Source organism: Streptomyces sp. NPDC059850 (assembly GCF_042731515.1).
Lineage (GTDB): Bacteria > Actinomycetota > Actinomycetes > Streptomycetales > Streptomycetaceae > Streptomyces.
The window spans coordinates 46,335-70,388 of record NZ_JBHWJI010000021.1 but is presented as its reverse complement, the minus strand read 5'-3'; the positions used below and the strand labels follow the sequence as shown (position 1 = coordinate 70,388).

At 71.8% G+C, this 24,054-nt stretch carries 21 protein-coding genes and 1 pseudogene; 18 read left to right on the top strand and 4 right to left on the bottom strand.

Features of this window, described 5'->3' with window-relative positions; translation table 11 throughout:
* Positions 1 to 11: 11 nt before the first annotated feature.
* Genes ACFV9T_RS19455 through ACFV9T_RS19435 form a run of 5 tightly spaced genes read left to right on the top strand, consistent with a single transcriptional unit; the run spans position 12 to position 5,417 of the window.
* Positions 12 to 986 carry a succinylglutamate desuccinylase/aspartoacylase family protein gene (locus ACFV9T_RS19455; RefSeq protein ID WP_385441844.1) on the top strand — a complete coding sequence of 325 codons (975 nt, stop codon included), beginning with the start codon at positions 12 to 14 and terminating at the stop codon, positions 984 to 986.
* Positions 983 to 2,491: an aldehyde dehydrogenase family protein gene (locus ACFV9T_RS19450; RefSeq protein WP_385441842.1), complete on the top strand. Its 1,509-nt coding sequence runs from the start codon at positions 983 to 985 to the stop codon at positions 2,489 to 2,491. Before ACFV9T_RS19455 ends, ACFV9T_RS19450 begins: the two co-directional genes overlap by 4 nt.
* On the top strand, positions 2,491 to 3,429 hold the full coding sequence (locus ACFV9T_RS19445; RefSeq protein ID WP_385441839.1) for an aldo/keto reductase: 939 nt from the start codon (positions 2,491 to 2,493) through the stop codon (positions 3,427 to 3,429). Before ACFV9T_RS19450 ends, ACFV9T_RS19445 begins: the two co-directional genes overlap by 1 nt.
* A 29-nt stretch (positions 3,430 to 3,458) precedes the next feature.
* Positions 3,459 to 4,124, top strand: a complete 666-nt coding sequence (locus ACFV9T_RS19440; RefSeq protein ID WP_385441836.1) for a haloacid dehalogenase type II — start codon at positions 3,459 to 3,461, stop codon at positions 4,122 to 4,124.
* A 9-nt stretch (positions 4,125 to 4,133) separates the two neighbouring features.
* Positions 4,134 to 5,417: an NAD(P)/FAD-dependent oxidoreductase gene (locus tag ACFV9T_RS19435; RefSeq protein ID WP_385441834.1), complete on the top strand. Its 1,284-nt coding sequence runs from the start codon at positions 4,134 to 4,136 to the stop codon at positions 5,415 to 5,417.
* Between the two features lie 49 nt (positions 5,418 to 5,466).
* Here the strand turns inward: ACFV9T_RS19435 and ACFV9T_RS19430 are convergent, their stop codons facing one another.
* Positions 5,467 to 6,279: a DeoR/GlpR family DNA-binding transcription regulator gene (locus tag ACFV9T_RS19430; RefSeq protein WP_385441832.1), complete on the bottom strand. Its 813-nt coding sequence runs from the start codon at positions 6,277 to 6,279 to the stop codon at positions 5,467 to 5,469.
* Between the two features lie 169 nt (positions 6,280 to 6,448).
* On the opposite strand from ACFV9T_RS19430, the gene ACFV9T_RS19425 reads away from it, so the two are divergent.
* The 10 genes and pseudogenes from ACFV9T_RS19425 (at position 6,449) to ACFV9T_RS19380 (ending at position 17,092) form a co-directional block, all read left to right on the top strand.
* On the top strand, positions 6,449 to 7,780 hold the full coding sequence (locus ACFV9T_RS19425; protein WP_385441829.1) for an ABC transporter substrate-binding protein: 1,332 nt from the start codon (positions 6,449 to 6,451) through the stop codon (positions 7,778 to 7,780).
* Positions 7,780 to 8,808, top strand: coding sequence for a carbohydrate ABC transporter permease (locus tag ACFV9T_RS19420; RefSeq protein WP_385441828.1), 1,029 nt, complete (start codon positions 7,780 to 7,782; stop codon positions 8,806 to 8,808). The genes ACFV9T_RS19425 and ACFV9T_RS19420 overlap by 1 nt, the downstream gene beginning before the upstream one ends.
* Positions 8,809 to 8,811: 3 nt before the next feature.
* Positions 8,812 to 9,693: a carbohydrate ABC transporter permease gene (locus ACFV9T_RS19415; RefSeq protein WP_385441826.1), complete on the top strand. Its 882-nt coding sequence runs from the start codon at positions 8,812 to 8,814 to the stop codon at positions 9,691 to 9,693.
* A complete protein-coding gene (locus ACFV9T_RS19410; RefSeq protein ID WP_385441824.1) occupies positions 9,690 to 11,030 on the top strand; it encodes an ADP-dependent glucokinase/phosphofructokinase in 1,341 nt (446 codons plus the stop codon). The genes ACFV9T_RS19415 and ACFV9T_RS19410 overlap by 4 nt, the downstream gene beginning before the upstream one ends.
* Positions 11,017 to 12,030, top strand: coding sequence for a tagatose 1,6-diphosphate aldolase (locus ACFV9T_RS19405; protein ID WP_385441823.1), 1,014 nt, complete (start codon positions 11,017 to 11,019; stop codon positions 12,028 to 12,030). The genes ACFV9T_RS19410 and ACFV9T_RS19405 overlap by 14 nt, the downstream gene beginning before the upstream one ends.
* Positions 12,031 to 12,669: 639 nt before the next feature.
* Positions 12,670 to 13,689, top strand: coding sequence for a carbohydrate kinase (locus ACFV9T_RS19400; protein WP_385441822.1), 1,020 nt, complete (start codon positions 12,670 to 12,672; stop codon positions 13,687 to 13,689).
* Positions 13,690 to 13,792: 103 nt separating this feature from the next.
* A complete protein-coding gene (locus ACFV9T_RS19395; protein ID WP_385441820.1) occupies positions 13,793 to 14,455 on the top strand; it encodes a TetR/AcrR family transcriptional regulator in 663 nt (220 codons plus the stop codon).
* Positions 14,452 to 14,652, top strand: a complete 201-nt coding sequence (locus tag ACFV9T_RS19390) for a ferredoxin (protein ID WP_385441818.1) — start codon at positions 14,452 to 14,454, stop codon at positions 14,650 to 14,652. The genes ACFV9T_RS19395 and ACFV9T_RS19390 overlap by 4 nt, the downstream gene beginning before the upstream one ends.
* A 4-nt stretch (positions 14,653 to 14,656) precedes the next feature.
* Positions 14,657 to 15,784 (top strand): annotated as a pseudogene (locus ACFV9T_RS19385) (NAD(P)/FAD-dependent oxidoreductase); the annotation flags it as partial.
* A 72-nt stretch (positions 15,785 to 15,856) separates the two neighbouring features.
* Positions 15,857 to 17,092: a cytochrome P450 gene (locus tag ACFV9T_RS19380; protein ID WP_385441815.1), complete on the top strand. Its 1,236-nt coding sequence runs from the start codon at positions 15,857 to 15,859 to the stop codon at positions 17,090 to 17,092.
* Here ACFV9T_RS19380 and ACFV9T_RS19375 read toward each other — a convergent pair.
* The 3 genes from ACFV9T_RS19375 to ACFV9T_RS19365 are packed head-to-tail and all read right to left on the bottom strand — an operon-like array spanning position 17,068 to position 19,405.
* On the bottom strand, positions 17,068 to 17,346 hold the full coding sequence (locus tag ACFV9T_RS19375) for a non-oxidative hydroxyarylic acid decarboxylases subunit D (protein ID WP_385441813.1): 279 nt from the start codon (positions 17,344 to 17,346) through the stop codon (positions 17,068 to 17,070). The genes ACFV9T_RS19380 and ACFV9T_RS19375 overlap by 25 nt on opposite strands.
* 39 nt (positions 17,347 to 17,385) lie before the next feature.
* Positions 17,386 to 18,810, bottom strand: a complete 1,425-nt coding sequence (locus ACFV9T_RS19370) for a non-oxidative hydroxyarylic acid decarboxylases subunit C (protein ID WP_385441811.1) — start codon at positions 18,808 to 18,810, stop codon at positions 17,386 to 17,388.
* Between the two features lie 10 nt (positions 18,811 to 18,820).
* On the bottom strand, positions 18,821 to 19,405 hold the full coding sequence (locus ACFV9T_RS19365) for a non-oxidative hydroxyarylic acid decarboxylases subunit B (RefSeq protein ID WP_385441809.1): 585 nt from the start codon (positions 19,403 to 19,405) through the stop codon (positions 18,821 to 18,823).
* 141 nt (positions 19,406 to 19,546) lie between these two features.
* Between ACFV9T_RS19365 and ACFV9T_RS19360 the strand changes: the two genes are divergently transcribed.
* From ACFV9T_RS19360 to ACFV9T_RS19350, 3 genes are read left to right on the top strand one after another with little or no spacing between them, the layout of a single operon-like run.
* Positions 19,547 to 20,458 carry an AraC family transcriptional regulator gene (locus tag ACFV9T_RS19360; protein ID WP_385441808.1) on the top strand — a complete coding sequence of 304 codons (912 nt, stop codon included), beginning with the start codon at positions 19,547 to 19,549 and terminating at the stop codon, positions 20,456 to 20,458.
* 54 nt (positions 20,459 to 20,512) lie between these two features.
* Positions 20,513 to 21,340: an FAD binding domain-containing protein gene (locus tag ACFV9T_RS19355; RefSeq protein WP_385441807.1), complete on the top strand. Its 828-nt coding sequence runs from the start codon at positions 20,513 to 20,515 to the stop codon at positions 21,338 to 21,340.
* Complete coding sequence (locus ACFV9T_RS19350; protein ID WP_385441806.1) at positions 21,337 to 24,054, top strand: molybdopterin-dependent oxidoreductase; 2,718 nt, start codon at positions 21,337 to 21,339, stop codon at positions 24,052 to 24,054. Before ACFV9T_RS19355 ends, ACFV9T_RS19350 begins: the two co-directional genes overlap by 4 nt.

The window sequence follows — 24,054 nt, the reverse complement described above, 5'->3', positions numbered from 1 at the left end:
GGTTTCCACCCATGACAGTCACCGACGTCGCCTCCTACACCATCGGCCCCGTGACCTGCGCCCCCGGCGAGCGCGCCCAGGGGCTGATCCCGGTCGGCGCCCACTCCTACGGCGTCCAGCTCGGCATCCCGCTGCTCGTCGTCAACGGCACCGCCCCCGGCCCGGTGCTGTGCGTGGACGGCGGTGTGCACGGCGACGAGTACGAGGGCATGGAGGCCGTCCGCCGCGCCGTCGCCACCACCGACCCCACCACCCTGCGCGGCACCCTCGTCGGCATCCCCTGCGTGAACACCCCGGCCTTCGAAGCCGGAGCCCGCACCAGCGGCCTCGACCACGCCAACCTCAACCGCATCTTCCCCGGCGACGCGGACGGCTCGTACTCGCTGCGGCTCGCCGCCACCTTCGTCGACCAGGTCATCCCCGCCATCGACGCCCTGGTGGACCTGCACACCGGCGGCACCTTCGGGGAGATCGCCCCGCTGACCATCGTCCAGGGCGGCTACGAGGAACTGGCCACCCCCATCGGTCTCGCCGCCGGACACGAGCTGATCTGGAAGGGCGGCTCCTGGGGCGGTACGGCCCGGCTGTCCACCCTCCAGGCGGGCAAGCCCGCCATCACCATCGAGGCGGGCGGCGGCACGTACCGCGAGGAGACCGTGGACCTCCACCTCGGCTCGGTCCGCAACATCATGCGCCAACTGGGCATGATCGAGGGCGAGTCCGAACGGCGCACCAGTTACACGGCGGTGAGCGGCACCTTCGCCCGCTCGGCCGACGGCGGCTTCTTCCTCGGCCACGCGGCGCCCGGCGAGCAGTGCAAGGAGGGCGATCTGATCGGCACCGTCATCGACCACTACGGAGCCGTGCTGGAGGAGGTGCGCGCCCCCAGGGACGGCATCGTGCTGTGGGTGCGCCGGCTCCGTACCGTGCGCCCCGGCGACGAGGTGGTCATCTTCGGCGGTGTCGAGGGGGAGATCCGGCCATGACGGCGGAGCCCGGGACGAGTTTCGCCACCGATGAGCCCGTCACCGAACTGCTCATCGACGGCAAGCCCGTCCTCGCCACGGACGGCGCCACCTTCACCGTCCTCGATCCGGCCCACGGCACCCCGATCGCCCAGGTGGCGAAGGCGGGTCCGGCCGATGTGGACCGGGCGGTGGCGGCCGCCCGCAGCGCCCTGGAAGCCGCCGACTGGGCACGGCTGCGCCCCGCCGACCGGGGCAGGCTGCTGTTCCGTATCGCCTCCGAGATCCGCCTCCGGGCCACCGCACTGGCCCGGCTGGAATCGCTCGACGTGGGCAAACCGCTGAGCCAGGCGCGGGCCGATGTGGAGGCCGCCGCCCGCTACTTCGAGTTCTACGCCGGCGTCGCCGACAAGCTGGGCGGTACGACCGTGCCGCTCGGCCCGGGACTGCTCGACTACACCGTGCGGGAGCCGATCGGGGTCTCCGGGCAGATCATCCCGTTCAACTACCCGCTCCAGAACACCGCCCGGGGCAGCGCCCCCGCCCTCGCGGCGGGCTGCACGGTCGTCCTCAAGCCGTCCCCGGAGGCGCCCCTGACGCCGCTGGAGATCGGCCGCATCGCCCTGGAGTGCGGGCTGCCGCCCGGGGTACTCAACGTGGTGCCGGGGGACGGCGAGACGGGCGCGGCCCTCGCCGGACACCCCGGAATCGACCAGATCACCTTCACCGGCTCGGTGGCCACCGGGATCTCGGTGGCCCGCGGCGCGGCCGCCAATGTGGTGCCCTCGGTGGTCGAGCTGGGCGGCAAGTCCCCGAGCGTGGTGTTCGCCGACGCGGATGTGGACCTGGCGCTGGGCGCGGTGGCGGGCTCGGTGTTCGGCAACGCCGGGCAGACCTGTTCGGCCGGTACCCGGCTGCTGCTGCAGCGCGGCGACGGATTCGCCGAGGAGTTCACCGCCCGGCTCGTGGCCCACGCCGAAGCGCTGCGGCTGGGTCCTGGCCCGGCCGATCCGGACCTGGGCCCGCTGGTCTCGGCCCGGCAGCGCGACCGGGTCGAGGGCTATCTGCGGCTGGCCCGCGAGGAGGGCGCAGTGGTCCGTACCGGTGGCGGCCGCCCGGCCGATCCGGCGCTCGCCGACGGGTACTTCATCGAGCCCACCGTGCTCACCGGGCTCACCAACGACACCCGCACCGCCCAGGAGGAGATCTTCGGCCCGGTCATCACCGTCATCGAATTCGACGACGCGGCGGACGCGCTCGCCCTCGCCAACGACACCCCGTACGGCCTGTCCTCGTACGTATGGACCCGTGACCTGCCCACGGCGCTGCGCCTCGCCGACGGCATCCGGGCCGGGCAGGTCAACGTCAACGCGGTGGGCGTGGGCACCGGGGTGGAGCTGCCCTTCGGCGGCTACAAGCACAGCGGCTGGGGACGCGAGAAGGGCCTCGCCGCCCTGGACAGCTACACCCAGCTGAAGAACGTGTGCGTCGGCTTCGGCGTGGTTTCCGGCGAGGGGGAGGGCTGATGCGCTACCGGCAGCTCGGCGACAGCGGGCCACGCGTCTCGGTGGTGGGCCTCGGCGGCAACAACTTCGGCTCACGGCTGGACGAGGACGCCACCCGGGCAGTGGTCGACGCCGCGCTGGAGGCGGGCATCACCCTCTTCGACACCGCCGACACCTACGGCGGATACGGCGGGGGCGGTGGCCAGGCGGGCGACAGCGAACGGCTGCTCGGCGCGGCCCTCAAGGGCCGTCGCGAGCGCGTGGTGCTGGCCACCAAGTTCGGCATGGCCATGGGACCGGAGTACGAACGCTTCGGCCCGCGCGGCTCACGTCCGTACATCCGGCACGCCGTGGAGAGGTCGCTGCGGCGGCTCGGCACCGACTACATCGACCTGTACCAGTACCACGAGCCGGACGGCATCACCCCGGTCGCCGAGACCGCCGCCGCGCTGGAGGAGCTGGTGGCCGAGGGCGTGGTGCGCCACTACGGCTGCTCCAATATGGCGGGCGAGCGGCTGGTGGCCGGGTTCGTCTCCACCCAGGTGCGCTACCACCTGCTGGACCGCACCGCCGAAACCACGCTCACCCCCGCCGCCACCCGGCTGGGCACCGCGCTGCTGCCGTACTATCCGCTGGCCAACGGCCTGCTCAGCGGCAAGTACCGGCGTGGCGAACCACCGCCGCCGGGCAGCAGGCTCTCCTGGCGGGAGGGGTGGCTGACCGACGCGGCCCTCGACCGGGTCGAGGCGCTGACGGCCTACGGCGCCGAGCGTGGCCAGCCGCTGCTGCGGGTGGCGGTCGGCGGACTCGCCGCACTCCCCGGGGTGGGCTCCGTGATCTGCGGAGCGATGACCCCGGACCAGGCCACCGCCAACGCGGCGGCCGCCGAATGGATACCGGACGCGGCCGATCTGGCCGCCCTCGACGACATCGTGACCCCCGGCGAGCGGGTGGTCTGACCCCCATGACAACCAGTGAGGTAAAGAACATGCGCCAGGTAGTGACCTTCGACGCCTATGGCACCCTCGTCGATTTCGAACTCGTCCCGGCGACGCTGAAGACGCTGCGGGACCGGCTCGATCTGGACGGGCTCGACGTGGACAAGTTCCTCGACAACTTCCGGGTGATGCGCTTCCAGGCGGTCCTGGAGGCCTACCGCCCGTACGACGAGGTGCTGCACTCCAGCCTGGAGAAGGCGATGCGGCTGCACGGACTGGAGTTCCGCACCTCCGACGGCGACGCCCTGGTGGAGGCCGTGGCCGGGTTCGGGCCCTTCCCCGAGGTGCCGGAGGCGCTGCGGGCCCTGAAGTCCCGCTATGAGATCGCCATCATCTCCAACACCAACGACGATCTGATCGCCCAGAACGTCAAGCGCATCGGCGTGGAGTTCGACCATGTGATCACGGCCCAGCAGGCCGGGGCGTACAAGCCGTCCCGGCAGACCTTCGAGTACGCGTACAAGACCATCGGCGTCGACCCGTCGCAGGTCATCCACACCGCCCAGGGCTGGGAGTACGACCTCATCCCCACCCGGGACCTGGGTCTGGCCCGGCGGGTGTGGATCAACCGGTTCGGCCGCCGGGGCAGCACCGCCTACCAGCCCTACGACGAGCTGTCCGACCTGTCCGGCCTCCCCGCCCTGCTCGGCTGCTAGGAGCACCACATGAAGCAGATCCCGTACTGGCTCGACACCGCCCCGCGGTTTCCGGACCGCTCGGGCAAGGAACTGCCGGACGCGGTGGACGTGGTGGTGATCGGCGGCGGTCTCACCGGTCTGTCCACCGCCCTGCACACCGCCCGCAAGGGCGCCGAGGTCCTGCTCGTGGAGAAGGACAAGATCGGCTCCGGTGCCTCGGGGCGCAACGGCAGCATGTGCACCCAGGGCATCACCATCTCCACCGGCGAGGCGCGCAAGCGCTACGGCCAGCCGCGCGCCCGCGAGCTGTACGACGCCTTCCGCGAGGCGGTCGACGTCGTCGAGGAGCTGACGGAGAAGGAGGGCATCGACTGCGACTTCAGCCGGTGCGGCCGTCTCGGGGTGGCGTACAAGCCCGAGCACTTCGAAGCGAAGAAGGCCCAGCAGCGCGATCTGGCCGAGAACTTCGGCCATGACACGGTGCTGCTGAGCCCGCGCGAGCTGCGCGCCGAACTCGGCTCGGACTACTACCACGGCGCGCTGCTGGACCCGCTCAGCGCCGGACTGCACGTCGGCAAGTACGTACACGGCCTCGCGGACGCCGCCGAACGGGCCGGGGCGCGCCTCCACGAGCGCAACGCCGCCACCGCCGTGACCCGCGCCCCGGACGGGTCCTTCCTGGTGGAGACGGTGCACGGCACCGTCCGCGCCAAGCAGGTGATGGCCGCCACCGACGCGTACACCGACCGGTCGCTGCCGTGGTTCCGCAAGCGGCTGGTGTCCGTCGGCAGCTTCGTCATCGTCACCGAACCGCTGGGCGAGGAGCTGGCCCGGGAGATCATCCCGAAGGCCCGTCTGGTGGTCGACTCCAAGAACATCGGCCACTACATCCGGCTCACCCCCGACCACCGCCTCGCCTTCGGCGGCCGCGCCCGCTTCGCCCCCTCCGACCCGGCCTCGGACCGCCGCAGCGGGGCGGTGCTGAAGCGGGAGATGGCGGAGATATTCCCGCAGTTGAGCAACGTGCGCATCGACTATGTGTGGGGCGGGAGCGTCGGTTTCTCCTACGACCGCATCCCGCACGCGGGCCAGGCCGGGGGCGTGTACTACTCGATGGGCTACTGCGGCCACGGCGTCCAGATGGCCACCTACATGGGCCGCGCCATGGCCGAGGTGATGGACGGCCACCCGGAGGCCAACCCGCTGCGCGGCATCGGCTTCCCGAAGATCCCGGTGCCCTTCTACAACGGGACGGCGTGGTTTCTGCCCTTCGCCGGGGCGTACTACAAGGCCAAGGACCGGCTCACGTAAGACACGCCATACCTGCGCGCACCCCGCCGGAGCCACGCGCCCGGCGGGGTCAGCCGTCGTCCTCGGGGAGGTACGGCCCGGCGAGGGTGACCTCGGCCCGCTCCAGGGCGAGGGCCAGCTCACCGCTCGGCGGCTGCTCGCTGACCAGCACGTCGACGCGGTTGAGCGGGCAGATGCGGGCCAGCGCCCGGCGCTCGAACTTGGCGGTGTCCGCCAGCACCACGACCCGGGACGCGGAGTCCATCATCTCCTGGATCATCTGGGCCTCCGGGATATTGGACACCGAAAGCCCGGACGCGCTGACCCCGCCCACCGCGATGAGGGCGGTGTCCGCGCTCACCCCGGCGGTGTCGGGGAAGCGGATCGGGCCGATGGTGACCAGCGCGGTGGTCCGGCACGCGCCGCCGAGGACGAACAGATCGCGCAGGGCCTGCGCCGGGACCATTCCCGGGACCCGCAGATTGTTGGTGACGATCGTCAGCCCCCGGTGGCCGCCGAGCGCGGCCACCGCCGAGAGCACCGTGGTGCCGCCGTTGACGAGCAGGGTCTCGTTGTCCCGCACCAGCCGGGCGGCGGCGGCCCCGATGGCGTCCTTGGCCTCCCGGCGCTCGTTCATCCGGTCCGCCACCGGGCTGTCCGCCGTGGCCAGTTCGCCGCCCGGCACCGCCCCGCCGTGGGTGCGCGCCACCAGGCCGCGCGCCGCGAGATGGTCCAGATCGCGCCGTACGGTGTCCACCGATACGGCGAACTCCTTCGCCAGCTCCCCGATGGTGGCCTGGCCGCGCTGCTGGATGAAGGCGGTGAGGTCGGCCCGGCGGCGCGCGGGCAGATTCGCCGCCCGGGTGCCCTCTGCTGACGTCATCGTGTGGTCCCCCTTTGTGATCCTGCGCAACACCGCAGATTCTCGCACCTTACCGCAAGAAGTCGCAGCACAACCCTTGACCGGTGGTACGGGCAGCCGTAGCTTGCAGCAAAGAGTCGCATAAACAAGCGCAGCTTTGCACCGTTTTCTGCGCGCCAATGGAGTCGCCGTGGAGCCGCACCGCCCATCCATACGCCCCGAACCGCCCTGGACCCGCCGCCGGGTCGTCGCCACCGCCCTCGGGTGCTTGGCCGCCACCCCCGCGCTCACCGCCTGCGGGGGCGACGAGTCCGGCCGGAGCGTCAGCGGAGGCGGTGGCCGCAGGACCGAACTCACCTTCGCCTGCGCGGCGTTCACCGGAGGCGCGGCCGGAATGCAGTCGTTCGCCGACCGCTACAACACCGCCCAGAGCCGCTACCGGGTGACCGTCCGCAACCTGCCGCCGCCCAGCTCCAGCACCGAATGCCATCAGCAGCTCACCCAGCTGCTGGCCCGCAAGGACGGCACGGTCGACGTCTTCGCGCAGGACGTGGTGTGGATCGCCGAGCTGGCCGACGCGGGCTGGGTACACCCCCTGGACCGGGACGTCTCCGCGGCCCTGCGCCGCTCCTTCTTCCCCGGTGTGGTCGACGCGTGCACGTATCAGGGCCGACTCGTCGCGCTGCCCTGGTACGTGGACGCGGGCGGTCTCTACTACCGCACCGACCTGATGCGCGCGCTCGGCCGCAAACCCCCGACCGAATGGCACGAACTGGCCGACATCGCGGCCGAGATGCAGCGCGGCCGGGTGCCCATGGGCTATCTGTGGCAGGCCAAGCAGGCCGAGATCCTGCTGTGCGACCTGGTCGAGTTCATCGCCTCCAACGGGGGACACGTCATCGACCACTCGGGCGCGGTCCGGGTGGACAGCCCCGCGTGCGTCGAGGCCGTCCAGTTCATGCGCGACCTCGTCCACCGCTACAAGGTCAGCCCCTCCGAGGTGTTCTCGTGGGACGAGGAGCCCAGCCGCCGCCCGTTCACGGCGGGCCGGGTCGGGATGATGCGGCACTGGAGCTATGTCTACGGCGTCTCCCAGAACCCGGACCAGTCCAAGGTCGTCGGCAAGGTCGACGTCGCCCCGCTGCCCCGTTTCCCCGGTGGCACGTCCTCCTCCTGCCTCGGCGGCTACCAGCTCGGCGTCGCGGCGGGATCCCGCAACAAGGAAGGTGCCATGGACTTCCTGCACTGGCTCGCCGGCACCGAGGCACAGCTCGCCTTCGCGCTCGACTTCGGCAACGCTCCCTCCCGCGTCTCGGTCTACGACGAGAAGAAGCTCGCCACGGGCCAGCCCGCGATGGTCAAGCTGAAGGAGGCGTTCGGCAACGGCGTGCCCCGTCCGGTCACCCCGCACTACTCCCGGGTCAGCCTCGCCCTCCAGTCCGCGGTCTCCCGCGCCCTGGTCTACGGCGATGTGCCCGGCACCCTCCGCTCCGCCCGGCGCGACCTGGAGGCGATCGTCTGATGGGCCACCTCGCCTTCTTCCACCGAACGCCCGGACACACCCCGCTGCGCGGCAAGCACCGCGCGCCCTCCCTGGAGCAGCCGCAGCTCTCGCCCGGCCCAGAGGACCCCAAAGGCCCGCGCCGCCGCTTCTCGCCACGTGAGTCCTCGTCCCCGGGCCCGCGCCTGGTGGGCATCGTCCTGCTGGCGCCCGCGCTCGCCGCCGTCCTCGCCGTCTCCCTCTACCCGGTGCTGCGCACCCTGTGGCTGTCCCTGCACGACGCCGGGTTCTCCAGCGGATCGCGTTTCACCGGCACCGCCAACCTGTCCCGGCTGCTCGGGGACGATCTGTTCTGGAACGCCTGGTGGCGCACGGTGGCCTTCGCCTTCGGCACCACCCTGGTCGAGACCGCGCTCGGCATCGGCTTCGCCCTCGTACTGCACCAGTCCTTCCGGGGCCGTGGCTGGGCCCGCGCCGCCGTCCTCATCCCGTGGGCCATCCCCACCGTCGTCACCTCGCGGATGTTCGGCTGGATCTTCGACGGCCAGTCCGGTGTCGCCAACTACCTGCTGACCCGCCTCCATCTGACCGACGGCTACGTCAACTTCCTCGGCGATCCGCACACCGCCCTGGCCACCATCGGGCTCGCCGACGTGTGGAAGACCACCCCGTTCATGGCGCTGCTGGTGCTCGCCGCGCTGCAGACCGTGCCGAAGGAACTGGGCGAGTCCGCGAAGATCGACGGCGCCTCGCCCTGGTGCACCTTCCGCTCCGTCACCCTGCCGGTGATCGCGCCCGCCCTGCTGATCGCCGCCCTCATCCGGATCCTCGACGCCTTCCGGGTCTTCGACCTGCCGTACGTCCTCACCGGCGGCGGACCGGCCGACTCCACCGAGACGCTGTCCACCTTCGGCTACAAAACCCTCTTCTCCGGCCTCGAACTGGGCTACGGCTCGATGATCGCCACCGCCGCCTTCCTCACCGAAGTGCTCATCGCCGCGGGCTTCGCCTACTACCTGAGCCGGCGCTACCGCGCCCTGGAGGGCTGAGCCATGACCGCCATCCCCGCGCCCGTCCCCGCCGCGCCCGCAGCCCTCCGGGCCCGCCGCCGGGCCTTCACCCGCCGGACGCTGTTCCGGCTGGCCGTCACCGCCGTCGTCGTATGGTCCCTGGCGCCGTTCCTGTGGCAGCTCAGCACCTCGTTCCAGCGGGACCGCGACCTGTCCTCGGTCACCCCGCACTGGCTGCCCGTCCCGGGCACCCTGGAGCACTACCGGGCCGTCTTCACCGACTACGAGTTCGGCAAGTACCTGGTCAACAGCGTCATCGTCACGGTGACCGCGACCGCCATCGGGCTGCTGCTGGCGGCCCTGGCCACCTACGCGCTCGCCCGGCTGCCGGTGCCCGGCAAGGGCGTGGTGCTCGCCGTCGTCCTCGGCCTGTCGATGTTCCCGCAGATCTCGATCGTCGTCCCGCTCTACCTGGTGCTCAACGCGCTCGGGCTGCTCGACACGTACACGGGTCTCTCCGGTTCGTACGTGGGGCTCGCCCTGCCGCTGATGATCTTCGTCCTGTACGCGCACTTCCGGTCCCTGCCCACCCAGCTGGACGAGGCCGCGGCCATCGACGGCGCCGGACTGCTGCGCACCCTGCGCAGCGTGATCCTGCCGCTCGCGCTGCCCGGGATCGCGGCCGCCGGAATGCTCGGCTTCATCACCAACTGGAACGAGTTCATGCTCGCTCTGGCCTTCACCTCCTCGCCCGAGCATCAGACCGTGCCGGTCGGCATCGCGGGCTTCCAGTCCCAGTACTTCGTCCCCTGGGGCGACATGGCCGCCGCGTCCGTCGTGGTCACCCTGCCGCTGGTGCTGATCGTCATGGCCTTCCAGCGCCGCATCGTCGCGGGCATCACCTCCGGGGCGGTGAAGGAGTGACCGCCCGCACCGGCCTCTCCATCCCGCGCGTCGTCGCCCGCGACGAGCTGTGGGCCGAGCGGTACCGCGCGCTGGCCGACCGGGTCCGCGCCCGGGCCCGGCAGGCCGCACCCGTGCTGGCCGGGTTCAGCGCCTGCGTCGACCACGTCCGCCGGATGGATCCGGACCGGATCGCCGCCCTCGCCGCCCAGACCACCGCGCCCGGACCCGCCGGTGAGGTCGCCGCCGAGGTCATCGGCCGCATCCGCGACGGCCGGGGCGGCGAGATCGCCCTGCCGTGGCCCGGCGGCACCGACTGGGTGGGCGCCCTGCTCGGCGCGCCCGACCGGGTGCAGCTCGGCGGCACCGGACCGCAGGCCTCCTGGGCGCTCGCCGTGCTCGGCGCGCCCAGCGTCGTCCCGCTGGCCGACCGCAGCGCCGAGCAGCTCGCGGTGCTCCACCCCGACGTGACGCTGTGCACGGCCGAGGGCACCGCCCCGGCCGGGCGGCTGACCGGCGCGGAGGCGCCCCTGCCGGGCAGGGTGAAACAGCCGCACAGCGTCCTGGAGTTCGCCGAGGGCACCCCCGCCGCCGGACTGCCCGGCGGGCTGCCCCGCTCCTCCCGGATCATCCTGCGCTTCGCGGACGACGGGATCGAGCGCGACGAGTGGTTCGCCGCCCGCTCCGGCGAACTGGCCCGCACCGCCGAGGCCGGGCTGCTGTCCGGCATGAACGGGCTGCCCGAGGACGGCACCGGACCCGCCGACCGGGCCTGGCTCACCGAGGTCGTACGCACCTGGCGGGACGGCGGACTGCCACTGCTCCACCTCGAACTCGCCGAGTTCACCAGCGTCCGCGCCCTGCGCGCGGGATGCGAGGAGTACGCCCCGCTGGCCGACTCCGTCGGCATGAGCCTGTCCGAACTCGCCACGCTCGCCGGTCCCTCGGCCCGCACCTCACCCGCCACCGCGGCGGCCCACTTCGCCACCGCGTACGACCTGGACCGGGTGTGCGTCCACGCGGACGGCTGGGTGCTCGCCGTCCACCGAGGCGACCCCACCGAACAGCGGACCGCGCTGATGACGGGCAGCCTGCTCGCCGCCGCGCGGGCCGCGCGCGGCGCCCCCGCCGCCGACCTGGCGCCGCCACCGGCGGCCGACTACACCGAGGACCGCCCGGCCGACGGGCCACTGGGGGAGGGGCTGCGCGCGGACTGCGTCCCCGCCCCTCACCTCAGCCGCCCCGCCGCCACCATCGGCCTCGGTGACACGTTCGTGGGCGGGCTGCTGCTCGCCCGCTCGCTCCACTCCGGCTGTGCCCCGACCCGTACCCGAAAGGACCCCGATGACCACGCCTGACCTGACCACCGACCCGGGCAAGCTGCGCGGACTGACCCGTGTGACCAGCGAGGACGGCTTCTTCCTGATCTGCGCCCTCGACCATCTCTCGGACTTCGCCGAACTGCTCGCCCCGGACCCCTCCACGGTGGGCTTCGCGGACGTGGTCCGGGCGAAGGACGCCGTCATCCGCGCGGTCGCGCCCAGCGTGACCGCCGTACTCCTCGACGCCCACTACGGCGTCGGCCACCTCACCGCCAGCGGCGCCCTGCCGCGTGACGTCGGCCTGATGGCCAGCGTCGAGGACGAGGACTACCGCATCCCCGACGGCCCGCGCCGCACCCGGCACCGCGACGGCTGGTCCACCCGGCAGATCAAGCTGGCCGGGACCGATGTGGCCAAGCTGCTGTGGTGGTACCGCCCGGACGGCGACCCGGCCACCGCCGAACACCAGCGCCAGGTGGTACGCGACCTGGTGGCCGAGTGCGCGGAGCTGAGCCTGCCGCTGGTCGTCGAGCCCATCTGGTACCCGCTGCCCGGCGAGGACCCGTCGTCGGCGGAGTGGAAGGAGCGCCGGGTCGCGGGCATCATCCAGTCGGCCGTGGACGCCGACCGGCTCGGGGTCGACATGCTCAAGGTCGAGTTCCCCGGCTACGTCGACACCGAGCAGGGCCGCGCGGCGGCCGCCACGGCCTGCAAGGAGCTGGACTCCTCGGTGCGCGTCCCGTGGGTGATCCTTTCGGCGGGCGTCGGCTACGAGGACTTCCGCACCCAGGTGCGGATCTCCGCCCAGGCCGGGGCGTGCGGTTACCTGGCGGGCCGGTCCATCTGGCGCGACGCAGTCTCCACCCACGACCCGGCCGAGCGCGCCCGGGGCATCGAGCAGGCCCGCGGGCGGCTGGACGAGCTGAACGCGGTCATCCGCGAACACGGCCGTCCGTTCCTGCCGGGCCGTTCCCTGGACCAGGCACTGGCCCGCCTGCCCGAGGGCTGGTTCCACACCTGGCACCCAACCGTCTGACGCCCCGTCCCGCACGGTCGTGGCCGCCTCCCGGCCAGCGCCCGGGCCCGCCGACCGCCAGAAGCCGCCCCGCCCGCTGGCTTCCCGGCCCGCCGCGGTGCCGGACGCGGTGCGGGGGCGCCCCGCGTGGTCCCCGCCCGCCACGTTGCCCGACGCGGTGCGGGAGGTGTGTTCCGCGAGGGCGTCCCGGTCGCGCGCTGCCCTGGCTGTGCTGGGAGGCGGCTCCGTTCGCCGCGTTGCCGGGCTCGTCCGGCCCGTTCCTGGGCTCGGTGCGGAAGGCGTCTCCGCGACGGCGTCCCGGTCGCGCGCTGGCGGGGCTTCCGCTGGGCCGTGTCTCCGGCCGCCGCGTTGCCGAACTCGTCTGGCCCGTACCGGACTTGGGCCGCGAGGACGACCCGATCGCACGCTGCGTCGGGAGGCGGTTCCACTCGCCGCGTTGCCGGGTTGGTCCCGCCCGTCTCCGGGCTCCGTGCGGGCGCCTCGCGCGGAGCCCGCAGCGTGGGTTCGGGGCCGCCCGCGCCCCGGGGAAGCTGCCGTTGGGCGGCTCCCCGGCGCGGCTGGGCGCCGCTGGGGTGGCTGTCGCTTTCCGGCCCGGCCACATCCCATCCGTACGCCGTATCCGACCGGGAGGAGCCCCGCATGACCGCCGCACCCATCCCGCTGACGCCCAATCAGCCGCGCTCCTTCTACCGCGACTCCGGCGCCATCGCCCGCTTCCGGCGCACCGCGCCGAGCGGCGACGGCTTTCGTCCCGAGGACTGGGTCGCCTCGACCACCCCGCGTTTCGCGCGGGCCCCGGCCGGGCTGACCACGTTGCCCGATGGCGTCCGGTTGGCCGACGCCGTGGCCGCCGATCCGGCGGCCTGGCTGGGGCCGGAGCACACGGCGGCGTACGGGACCGACACCGGGTTGCTGGTCAAGCTGCTGGACGCCGGTCAGCGGCTGCCCCTGCACACCCACCCCGACCGGGCGTTCGCCCGTGCCCACCTCGGCGGCGCGCACGGCAAGACGGAGGCGTGGTACGTCCTGGACGCCGCCCCCGGCGCCGAGGTACGGATGGGCTTCGCCCGTGACGTCACCGCCCGTGAGCTGGCCGGATGGGTCGCGGCCGGGGACACGGGCGCGATGCTGGACGCCGTCCACCGGGTTCCGGTCGCCCCCGGTGACGCGCTGCTGTGCCCGGCGGGGATGCCCCACGCGATCGGCGCGGGGGTGCTGCTGGTGGAGCTCCAGGAGCCGACCGACTTCTCCGTGCTGCTGGAGTGGGAGGGGTTCGCGATCCTCGGCGCCGCCGAGGGCCATCTCGGCCTCGGCTTCGACCTGGCGCTCGGCGGAGTCGACCGCCGGGGCCTCTCCGCCGCCGCGCTGGACCGGCTGCGCGGACCGGGCGCAGGGGCAGGTACCGGGAGCGTGCTCCCGCCGGACGCCGACCCGTACTTCCGCGCCGAGCTGTGCCGGGGCGGCCCGGCGACGATGCTGGACGCGGGCTTCTCGGTGCTGGTCTGCCTCACCGGCGCCGGGACGCTGACCTGCGCGTCCGGGCCCCCGCTTGAGACGGCGGCAGGGCAGACCGTACTTCTTCCGTACGCGGCGGGGCCCACGCGGCTGTCCGGCCCGCTGACCGCCCTGCGCTGCCGCCCGCCCGCGCCCGGGCGCTGACTCCACCCGGGAGATCAGTTTCTTCAATCAGTTGATTTATTTAATTCACGTGTTTTAACGTGGCTTCCACAGCTCAGCACGATCGAGTGAGGAGGAGGCCACCATGGCCGCTGCCCACGAGACCCGCGAGGCCATCATGGCCGCAGCGGAACGGCTCTACGCCGAACACGGGCTGGTCGCGGTGTCCAACCGGCAGATCAGCGAGGCGGCCGGGCAGGGCAACGTCGCCGCGGTCGGCTACCACTTCGGCACCCGCGCGGACCTGGTGCGCGCCATCATGCGCAAGCACTCCGCGGCCATCGACACCATCCGGCAGCGGATGCTGGACGAGACCCGTGGCAGCCGCGAGGTCCGGGACTGGGTCGCCTGCCTGGTGCGGCCCGCCCCCGAGCACCTGGCCACCCTGGGCGTCCCCTCCTGGCACGCCCGGTTCGCCGTGCAGGTGATGACCGACCCCGTGCTGCGCGCGATCGTCACCGAAGAGGCCCTCACCCGGCAGCCGCTGTGGGAAATCCTCCAGGGGCTGGGCGACTGCCTCGGCTCCCTGTCCGCCGACACCCGGGCCGAACGCGGCGACATGGCCCGCCAGTTGATCACCCACACCTGCGCCGAACGCGAGCGCGCCCTCGCCGATGGGGCCAGTACGCGACAGCGGTCCTGGGAGGACACGGCCGCCGCGCTGACCGACGCCATCACCGGGCTGCTGCTCGCCCCCGTCACACCCCGTACGCCCCCTCGTCCCACCTCCAAGGAGAACCAGACATGAAGATCACCGTTGATGAAACGAAGTGCTGCGCGGCGGGTCAGTGCGTGCTGATCGCGCCCGAGGTGTTCGACCAGCGCGACGAGGACGGCATCGTGGTCCTGCTCGACGCCGAGCCCGCCGAGGAGCACCACGCCGCCGTCCGCGAGGCCGCGGGCGTCTGCCCGACGCTCGCGATAGACCTGAGCGGCACCTCATGAACGAGCCCTCCGGCGCAAGGGCTACCGGGGAACGATCACGGTGCTGGGAGCCGAACCGCACGCGCCCTACGACCGGCCGCCGCTGTCCAAGCAGGTGCTCGCCGGGGACTGGGCGCCCGAGCGGGCCCGGCTGCGGGCCCCGGAAGCCCTGGACGCGCTGGACGCCGAGTTCCTCCTCGGCGACCCGGCCGTCGCCCTGGACGCCCCGGCGCGCACCGTCCGTACCGCGTCCGGGCGCGTCCTGACGGCGGACGCCGTGGTCATCGCCAGCGGAGTACGGCCCCGGACACTGCCCGGACAGGACGGCCTGGCCGGAGTCCATGTGCTGCGGTCGCTGGACGACGCGGCGGCGCTGCGGGCGGACCTGCTGACCGCTACCCGGGCCGTGGTCGTCGGCGACGGAGTACTCGGCGCCGAGATCGCCGCCACCGCGCGCACCATGGGCGTGGACGTCACCCTGGCCGGTCCCCAACCCGCCCCGATGGCCGCCCAGTTCGGCCCCCGCGTCGCGGAACTGCTCGCCGAGGTCCACACCGAACACGGCGTGGCACTGCGGCTCGGCACCCCCGTCGACGGCCTGACGGAGCACCGGGGCAGGGGCAGCGGCGTACGCCTGGCCGGTGGCGAGGTGCTGCCCGCCGACGTGGCCGTGATCGCGGTCGGCGCCGTCCCCGAGACCGGCTGGCTCACCGGCAGCGGCCTGACCCTGGACAACGGGGTGGTGTGCGACGCGTACTGCCGGGCCGCGAACGGGATCTACGCCGTGGGCGACGTGGCGCGCTGGCACCACACGGGCCTCGGAGCGCTGTTGCGGCTGGAGAACCGGACCAACGCCGTGGAGCAGGCGGCCGCCGTCGCCGGGAACATCCTCGGCGAGGAGAAGCCGTACACGCCCGTCCCGTACTTCTGGACCGACCAGTTCGACGCCAAGATCCATGTGCATGGGCGGCCGTCGCCCGACGCCGAGGTGACCGTCGTGGAGGGCGCGGTGGAGGACCGCCGGTTCGTCGCCCAGTACCACCGCCGGGGCCGGGTCACCGGCGTCCTCGGCTGGAACATGCCCAAGCAGACCCGACTGCACCGCCAGGCCCTGCTGGCCGAGCCGCCCGTGGCGCTCGCCGTCGGCGCGTAACCGGGTCCCTGCGAACGCCCCGGCCCTGAACACCCCATCCGGCCACCCCTGAACGCCCACCGGAGGAAGACCATGACCACCGCACCCGTGGCCGACGACGCGTCGGCCGAGATCCCCCAGTTTCCCCAGCCACGGGCCGCCGCCTGCCCCTTCGACCCGTCCCCGGAGCTGCGCGGCCTCGCCCAGTGGGGCCCGCTGACCCGCGTCCGGTCCTGGGGCGACAGCACCCCCTGGGTGGTGACCAGCCACGCCGAGCAGAAGGCGCTGCTCGCCGACCCCCGACTGAGCGCGGACTTCGCCCACCCCGGCTTCCCGAGCCCCGTCGACCACTCGGGCGGCGACCACGGCGCCACCGACCTGAGCTTCGTCGGCATGGACGATCCTGAGCACGCCCGGCTGCGCCGCATGGTCAGCGGCGCGTTCACCATCAAACGGGTCGAGGCGATGCGCCCGGTCGTGCAGGAGATGGTGGACGACTTCATCACCCGCATGCTGGCCGGGCCGAAACCGGCCGACCTGGTCCAGGCCCTCGCCCTGCCGGTCCCGTCCCTGGTCATCTCCGAACTGCTCGGCGTCCCCTACGACGACCACGAGTTCTTCCAGACCAACAGCAAGGTCCTCGTCTCCGCCGTGGCCACGCCCCAGGAACGGCAGGCCGCCCACGGCAATCTGGGCGGCTACCTGGACCAGCTCGTGGACGCCAAGCTCGCCGAGCCCGGCGACGATCTGCTCTCCAGCCTCGGCAAGCAGATCAAGGCCGGAGAGCTGACCCGCCGCCAAGCGGTCACGATGGGCGTGCTGCTGCTCCTCGGCGGACACGAGACCACCGCGAACATGATCACCATGGGAACGCTGCTGCTGCTCGAACACCCCGATCAGCTCGCCCGGGTCCGTGACACCGACGACCCCAAGGTGATCGCCGCCGCGGTGGAGGAACTGCTGCGCTACCTCAGCGTCGTCCACCTCGGACGCCGCCGGACGGCACTGGAGGACATCGAGATCGCGGGCAAGACCATCCGGGCCGGTGAGGGCGTGATCCTGCTCGGCGAACTCGCCAACCGGGACCCGTCCGTCTTCCCCGACCCGGACCGGCTGGACATCGCCCGCGACGCCCGAAGCCACCAGGCCTTCGGGTCGGGCACCCACCACTGCCTCGGCCAGCCGCTGGCCCGCATGGAACTCCAGGTGGTCTACCCGGCCCTGCTGCGCCGCATCCCCACGCTGCGCCTGGCGACGGACCTGGAGCAGGTGCCCTTCAAGTACGACGCGGTGATCTACGGGGTTCACGCGCTCCCGGTCACCTGGTAGTCCGCCACCAGTGGCGGCACGGCCGGTACCTGCGGCGCGGCGCCGATGTCCTCGGGCGTCATCATGAACGCCTCGGGGTAGGCGTCGCGCCGGGTGCGCCGGGCGGGTTCGCTGGTGCGCCACATGTAGAGGCACCGCCCGCACTGGAGCACCTCCCAGACGCCGGGTACGGGCGAGCTGAAGATGTGCTCGATCGTCTCGTGGGCGCAGCGCGGGCACAGGGGAGTCGGGCACAGGGGAGTGGTGTCGGACATCTCGGTCCTTCCGTGTGGTCGGGGGGCTTTCTGGGGCGTTCAGCGGGCGGCGGCGAGCTTCCGCAGCCGGGTCAGCCACTCGGCGGCCTCCGGCAGATCCCGCACCTGGGTGCCGTAGTTGCCGCGGTTGTCGGGGGCGACGGGGGTGGTGGCGTCGATGACGAGCTTGTCCGTGATGCCGGGCGTGCGGGCCTGCGGGGCCAGTTCGAGGACCGGGAGGCCCGGCACCTGGACCAGATCGCCGTCCGGGTTCATCTTGGTGGACAGCGCCCACATCACCTGCGGCAGGTTGAACGGGTCGACGTCCTCGTCCACCACGATCACGGTGGCGGCGTAGCCGAGTCCGTGCGGGGTGGTCAGCACCCGCATGCCGACGGCCTTGGCGAAACCGCCGTACCGCTTCTTGGTGGAGACGATGACGACGAGCCCGTGGGTGTACATAGCGTTGACCGCCCGGACCTCCGGGAAGTCCCGGGTGAGCTGCTTGTACAGCGGCACACAGGTGTTGGCGGCGATCAGGTAGTCCACCTCGGTCCACGGGATGCCGAGGTAGAGGTGTTCGAAGACCGGGTTCGTCCGGTACGAGATCCGGTCGATGCGGATGACCGGCATGCCACGGCCGCCGGAGTAGTGTCCGGTGAACTCGCCGAACGGGCCCTCGATCTCCCGCTTGCGGCCCTCGATGACCCCTTCGATGACCACCTCGCTGCCCCACGGCACGGGCAGCCCGGTGAGCGGGGCTGTCGCGAGCGGGGCGGGCGTGCCGCGCAGGGCACCGGCCAGCTCGTACTCGTTCTGGTCGTACTCCATGGGGGTGGAGGCGACGATGGAGATGACCGGTTCGTTGCCGAGTGTGATGGCCACCGGCAGGTCTTCGCCCCGCTCCTCGGCGGTGTTGAGGTGCTGCGCGATGTCGTGCATCGGCACCGGCTGGATCGCGAGCCGCCGCCTGCCCTTGACCTCGATGCGGTAGATGCCCACGTTCTGCTTGCCGCTGTGCTCGGGGTCGGCGGGGTCCTTGGAGACGACCGCGGCCTTGTCGATGTAGAAGCCGCCGTCCCCGTCGTTGAGGCGGATCAGCGGCAGCACCCGGAAGATGTCGGCGTCCTCGCCCTCCAGGGTGTTCTCGGCCCACAGCGGGTTCGCGCGCCACTCCGGGGCGACCGGGAAGGTGTCCCAGCGGCGGATGAACTCCTCGACCTGCTCCTTGGTGCCGGTTTCCTTGGGCAGGCCGAGGGCGAGCGCGTGGTTGGCCCAGGAGCCGTGGACATTGAGCGCGATGCGCGCGTCGGTGAAGCCGGTGACGTTGTCGAAGTACAGCGCGGGGGCGTGGTCGCCCAGGCGCGGGGCGGCGTTGGCGGCGGCGGCGATGTCCGGCTCCGGCATCACCTCGTCGGGGACGCGCAGCAGCTGGCCCTCCTTTTCGAGGGCGGCCAGGAAGCCGCGGAGGTCGTCGTAGGCCATGGGAACTCCTTTACGAGTGGTGGGCGCGTCCGGCGCGCATGCCTGCCCAGCGCTTCGCGGCGGGCGCGGGCAGGTCGAACTGGTCGAGCAGCCGGGCGGTGATGTGGTCGACGATGTCGTCCACCGACCGCGGGTGGTTGTAGAAGGCGGGCATGGGCGGCACCATCCGCACCCCCATCCGGGACAGCGCGAGCATGTTCTCCAGATGGATGTCGCTGAGCGGGGTCTCGCGCGGCAGCAGGACGAGCCTGCGCCGCTCCTTCAGGACCACATCGGCGGCCCGGGCGACCAGCCCTTCGGCGTAGCCCGCGCGGATCCCGGCGAGTGTCTTCATCGAGCAGGGTGCGATGATCATGCCGTCGGTCCGGAAGGAGCCGGAGGAGATCGTGGCGCCCTGGTTCTCGGGGGCGTGCGTCTCGTCGGCGAGCGCGGCCACGTCGCGGGCGGACCGGCCGGTTTCCAGCTCGATCGTGGTCCGGGCCCAGCGGCTGAGCACCAGATGGGTTTCCACGTCGGGCAGTTCGGCCAGCGCCTCCAGCAGCCGGATGCCGAACACGGCGCCCGTCGCCCCTGTCATGCCCACGATCAGTCGCACGGTGGCACGCTCCCTCGATTCGTCCGGTGGCGGTAAATCGGCGGATGACTCTTTCGGTCAGCGGCCGTCGCTGAGCCATCGCGTCCGCACTCCACGCTAGATTCGGAGCAGGCCACCCCAGCCGTACAGCGAGGACGCGCTATGGACAGAAACGGACACACCGAGGTCACCGAGGTCCCGTTCCGGCCCTCCGTGGGCGCACCGCCGGGAGCGGCGGTGCTGGACTTTCCCGGCCTGCTGGCCCGCGCCCGCAGCCATGACCTCGATGTCTCCGCGCCGATGCGGCTCACCTTCCACCAGCTGATCACCGTGCGCTCCGGAGTGCTGCGCTGTTCGGTGGACTTCACCGAACACGAGCTGACCGAGGGCAGCTGGATGTGGGTGCGGCCCGGGCAGATCCACCAGTTCCGCACCGGTCTCACCGCCGCCGAGGGCGCCGTCGTGCTCTTCCCGCCCGGCTATCTGGACGCCGCCACCGCCACGGCCGCCCGGCTCGACCGGCACACCCGGCAGCTTCCGCTGGTCCCCGAGGGCCCCGCCGCCCACGCCGTACGCGGCGTCCTGGACCTGCTGGAGAGCGAGTACCGGGCGATGGCCGGGCCCCTGGAGGCGCATATCGAGGCGGTGCGCCATCTGGTGGCCGTGCTCGTGCTGCGGCTGGCCCATCTGCCGGGCGCGGACGGCGGCGGCGACGCGGGCAGCGAGGCGTTCCGGCGGTTCCGGCGCGCGGTGGAGCGCGACTTCACCCATGCGCACCGGGTGGAGGACTACGCCGCGCAGCTCGGCTACAGCGTCCGCACCCTGACCCGGGCCACCCGCGCGGCCGCCGGGTGCGGCGCCAAGCGGTTCATCGACGACCGGGTGCTGCTGGAGGCGAAGCGGCTGCTGGTGCACACCGCCCTGTCCGCCACCGCCATCGGGGAGCGGCTCGGCTTCCCGGACGCCACCGTCTTCACCAAGTTCTTCCGCCGCCGGGCGGGCGAGACCCCGGCGGGCTTCCGGGCCCGCGCCTCGGGAGCCGGAGGCGCGGAGACCTCCCAGCGATATACTTGACGGTAATAATCGCGTCCGGGGGTCCTTTCTCGATGAGAAGGGAGATCACTTCCCATGGACCTCACCACCGTCTCCGAAGTGATACGGCGACCGTCCTCCCGGCCAGGCGCCGACTGGCGACAAGGTGACGCCTGGCTCGCGGGCGGAACGTGGCTGTTTTCCGTGGAGCAGCCGGGCCTGCGCCGTCTGATCGACCTGACCGGGCTGCGCTGGGACCCGCTCGTCCCGAGCGACGCGGGCCTCGACATCGGTGCCACGTGCACCATCCGCGACCTGTATGCGTTTACGCCGCCCGATCCCTGGATCGCGGGCGGTCTTTTCGCGAAGAGCTGCGAGGCGTTCCTGTCGTCGTTCAAAGTCTGGAACGCGGCGACCGTCGGCGGCAATATCTGCATGTCCCTGCCCGCCGGTCCAATGATCACGCTGACGGTCGCCCTGGAAGCGCGGTACGAGCTGTGGGCCTGCGACGGATCCGTACGAACCGTCGACGCGCTCGACTTCGTCACCGGAGACCACCGGAACATCCTCGCACCCGGCGAAATCCTCCGGCGCGTCCACATTCCGGCACGCGCCCTGCGGAAACGCGCCGCGCACCGCCGCTTCACGCTGACTCGTCTCGGCCGTTCGACGGTATTCCTCATCGGCACGCGAACGCCGGGAACCAGCGACCTGTTGCTCACGGTGACAGCCGGGACGACCCGGCCGGTGCGCATCGCCTTCGAGGACATGCCCGATGCGCGAACTCTGGGACAGAGCATCGACGCCATTCCCGCCGGTGTCTGGTTCGCCGACCCCAATGGAACCCCCGATCACCGTCACCATCTGACCCGGCACTTCGCCGAAGAGATACGCCGCGAACTCATGGCGGGAGGCCCGGTGTGACATTCATCGTGAACGGCAAGGCCTTCGACGACGAGCCGGACCCCGGCCAGTGCCTGCGCACCTTTCTCCGCTCCCTCGGGCACTACGGGGTCAAAAAGGGCTGCGACGCGGGGGATTGCGGCGCGTGCACGGTATGGCTGGACGGCCATCCGGTCCATAGCTGCATCACTCCCGCCTTCCGCGCGGACGGCTGTGAGGTGACGACGATCGAGGGGCTCGGCTCGCCCGGCGATCTGCACCCGATGCAGCGGCAGTTCCGCGACGCACCGGGATTCCAGTGCGGTTTCTGCACCGCGGGGATGATTATGACCTCGGCGGCGCTCACCGAGGAACAGAAACAGGACCTGCCCCGGGCGTTGAAGGGCAACCTCTGCCGCTGTACCGGCTATCGGGGAATCGAGGACGCGGTGAAGGGCGTCGCCGGAGTGGAGCGGGCCGCACCGGGGAGAGCCGTCGGTACGAGCGTCAGCGCACCGGCCGCCGACGCCGTGGTGACCGGAAGCGCCGAATTCACGATGGACACCCATATCGAGGGCATGCTGCACCTCAAGGTGCTGCACTCCCCGCACGCGCACGCCCGGATCGTCTCGATCGACAAGACCGCGGCCCTCGCGGTTCCCGGTGTGCACCGCGTCTACAGCTGGGAAGACGTGCCGCGCAAGCGGTTCACCACGGCGATCCACACCGACCATCTCGTCGACCCGGACGACACCTTCGTCCTCGACGACACCGTGCGCTTCGTCGGCCAGCGCGTCGTCGCGGTGCTGGCCGACACGGTCGGGGCGGCGGAAGAGGGCTGCCGGAAGGTCGCCGTCGCATACGAGGCGCTCCCGGCGGTCTTTGACCCGGAAGAGGCGATGGCCATGGGGTCGCCCCAACTCCATGGCACTCACGATCCGTTCATCCGTGACCCCGTGCGCAATATCCTGTTCGAGATTCACGCGCACCTCGGGAACGTCGATACGGGGTTCGCCGAAGCCGATGTGATCCACGAAGGCACCTACTCCTCGCCACGAGTGCAGCACGCCCACCTGGAGACCCATGGTGCGATCGCCTGGATGGAACACGGCCGCCTCAACGTCCGTACCAGTTCGCAGTCGCCATCGATCGCGAAGTCCAAAATCGCCTATCTGTACGGGCTGCGCCCCGACCAGCTCCGCGTGTTCTGTGAACGCGTGGGCGGCGGCTTCGGCGGTAAGCAGGAAGTGATCTCGGAGGATCTGGTCGCGCTCGCCACGCTGGACACCGGACGGCCCGTCAGCCTCGAATACACCCGCGAGGAGGAGTTCACCACGGCGTCGCCCCGGCATCCGATGACGCTGACGGTCAAGCTCGGCGCGAAGGCGGACGGAACCCTCACGGCGCTCCAGGTCCGCAATGTGTCGAATACGGGCGCTTATGGCAATCACGGCGGCGAAACGCTGTACGCGGGCGGCGCCTCCGTCATGATCTACCGCTGCCCGCATAAGAAGTACGACGCGTTCTCCGTCTATACGAACACCGTGCCGAGCGGGGCGCTGCGCGGATACGGGATGACGCAGCCCGCGTTCGCCGTGGAATCGGCGATGGACGAACTGGCCCGCGCGCTGCACATCGATCCCCTTGAACTGCGACGGCGCAATGTCGTGCGGCCGGGCGATCCGCTCCTCGCCCTGCACGAGGGTCCCGACGATGTGCGGTTCACCGAGGACGGACTCGTGAAATGCCTCGATCTGGTGGGCGAGGGCCTGGCGCGTACCGCCGATGATCCGCCGCCCGGCCCCGGATGGCTCCTCGGGAGCGGCGTCGCGGCGTCCCTGCACGAGACCGCGCCGCCGACCGAGCACATCTCCGAGGCCTGGGTCACTTTGGGCGACGACCTCGTGTACGAGGTGGCCGTCGGAACCGTCGAATTCGGCGAGGGCACGTCGACCGCGCATGTCCAGCTCGCCGCCAACCAGCTCGGTACCACGCCGTCGCGGATCCGTCTGGTGCAATCCGATACCGACCGCACCGGATTCGACACCGGCGCCTTCGCGAGTGCGGGACTCTTCGTGGCGGGCAACGCGGTGCTGCGAGCGGCCGAAGCCGTCCGTGACCGCGTCCTGGAATTCGCCGCCGCGCACACGGGCGCCGATCTCACGGCGTGCTCGATGGATGACGACGGTGTCGTCTGCGGCGACCAGCGCATATCGCTGGACGAACTCGTCGCGCTGGCCCGGGCGCGCGGAATCCGGTTCACCGCGGCCCGCAAAGCCTACGGCTCACCGCGCAGTGTCACCTCCAACGCGCAAGGGTTCCGTATCGCGGTCCATCGGGTGACGGGCGAGATCCGTATCCTCCGCAGCGTCCAGGCGGCCGACGCCGCCGTCGTCATCAATCCCGCCCAAGTCCGGGGTCAGGTCGAGGGCGGGGTCGCCCAGGGGATCGGCTTCGCGCTGACCGAGAATCACCACCTTGACGAGAACGGCGCCATGGTCAACCCGAATCTCCGCAACTATCGCATTCCCGCCTACGCCGACATTCCCCGCACCGATGTGCTCCTGGTGGACTCGGCGGATTCCTTCGGGCCCCTGCGGTCGAAGGGGATGGCGGAATGCTGTATCAACCCGGTGGCCCCCGCGCTGGCGAACGCGCTCCACGATGCCACGGGCGTGCGCTATCGCGCCCTGCCACTGACCCCGGAACGCATCTACCGTCGGCTGGGCGAGAACCCGTCGGTGCCGAGGGAGTGA

Excerpts from the sequence above, each read along its gene's own strand:
- ACFV9T_RS19420 (WP_385441828.1), top strand. The coding sequence starts at position 7,780 with ATGGGCCACCTCGCCTTCTTCCACCGAACGCCCGGACACACCCCGCTG.
- ACFV9T_RS19450 (WP_385441842.1), top strand. The coding sequence starts at position 983 with ATGACGGCGGAGCCCGGGACGAGTTTCGCCACCGATGAGCCCGTCACC.
- ACFV9T_RS19395 (WP_385441820.1), top strand. The coding sequence starts at position 13,793 with ATGGCCGCTGCCCACGAGACCCGCGAGGCCATCATGGCCGCAGCGGAA.
- ACFV9T_RS19360 (WP_385441808.1), top strand. The coding sequence starts at position 19,547 with ATGGACAGAAACGGACACACCGAGGTCACCGAGGTCCCGTTCCGGCCC.
- ACFV9T_RS19375 (WP_385441813.1), bottom strand. The coding sequence starts at position 17,346 with ATGTCCGACACCACTCCCCTGTGCCCGACTCCCCTGTGCCCGCGCTGC.
- ACFV9T_RS19440 (WP_385441836.1), top strand. The coding sequence starts at position 3,459 with ATGCGCCAGGTAGTGACCTTCGACGCCTATGGCACCCTCGTCGATTTC.
- ACFV9T_RS19390 (WP_385441818.1), top strand. The coding sequence starts at position 14,452 with ATGAAGATCACCGTTGATGAAACGAAGTGCTGCGCGGCGGGTCAGTGC.
- ACFV9T_RS19455 (WP_385441844.1), top strand. The coding sequence starts at position 12 with ATGACAGTCACCGACGTCGCCTCCTACACCATCGGCCCCGTGACCTGC.
- ACFV9T_RS19445 (WP_385441839.1), top strand. The coding sequence starts at position 2,491 with ATGCGCTACCGGCAGCTCGGCGACAGCGGGCCACGCGTCTCGGTGGTG.
- ACFV9T_RS19415 (WP_385441826.1), top strand. The coding sequence starts at position 8,812 with ATGACCGCCATCCCCGCGCCCGTCCCCGCCGCGCCCGCAGCCCTCCGG.
- ACFV9T_RS19405 (WP_385441823.1), top strand. The coding sequence starts at position 11,017 with ATGACCACGCCTGACCTGACCACCGACCCGGGCAAGCTGCGCGGACTG.
- ACFV9T_RS19435 (WP_385441834.1), top strand. The coding sequence starts at position 4,134 with ATGAAGCAGATCCCGTACTGGCTCGACACCGCCCCGCGGTTTCCGGAC.
- ACFV9T_RS19355 (WP_385441807.1), top strand. The coding sequence starts at position 20,513 with ATGGACCTCACCACCGTCTCCGAAGTGATACGGCGACCGTCCTCCCGG.
- ACFV9T_RS19370 (WP_385441811.1), bottom strand. The coding sequence starts at position 18,810 with ATGGCCTACGACGACCTCCGCGGCTTCCTGGCCGCCCTCGAAAAGGAG.
- ACFV9T_RS19380 (WP_385441815.1), top strand. The coding sequence starts at position 15,857 with ATGACCACCGCACCCGTGGCCGACGACGCGTCGGCCGAGATCCCCCAG.
- ACFV9T_RS19430 (WP_385441832.1), bottom strand. The coding sequence starts at position 6,279 with ATGACGTCAGCAGAGGGCACCCGGGCGGCGAATCTGCCCGCGCGCCGC.
- ACFV9T_RS19400 (WP_385441822.1), top strand. The coding sequence starts at position 12,670 with ATGACCGCCGCACCCATCCCGCTGACGCCCAATCAGCCGCGCTCCTTC.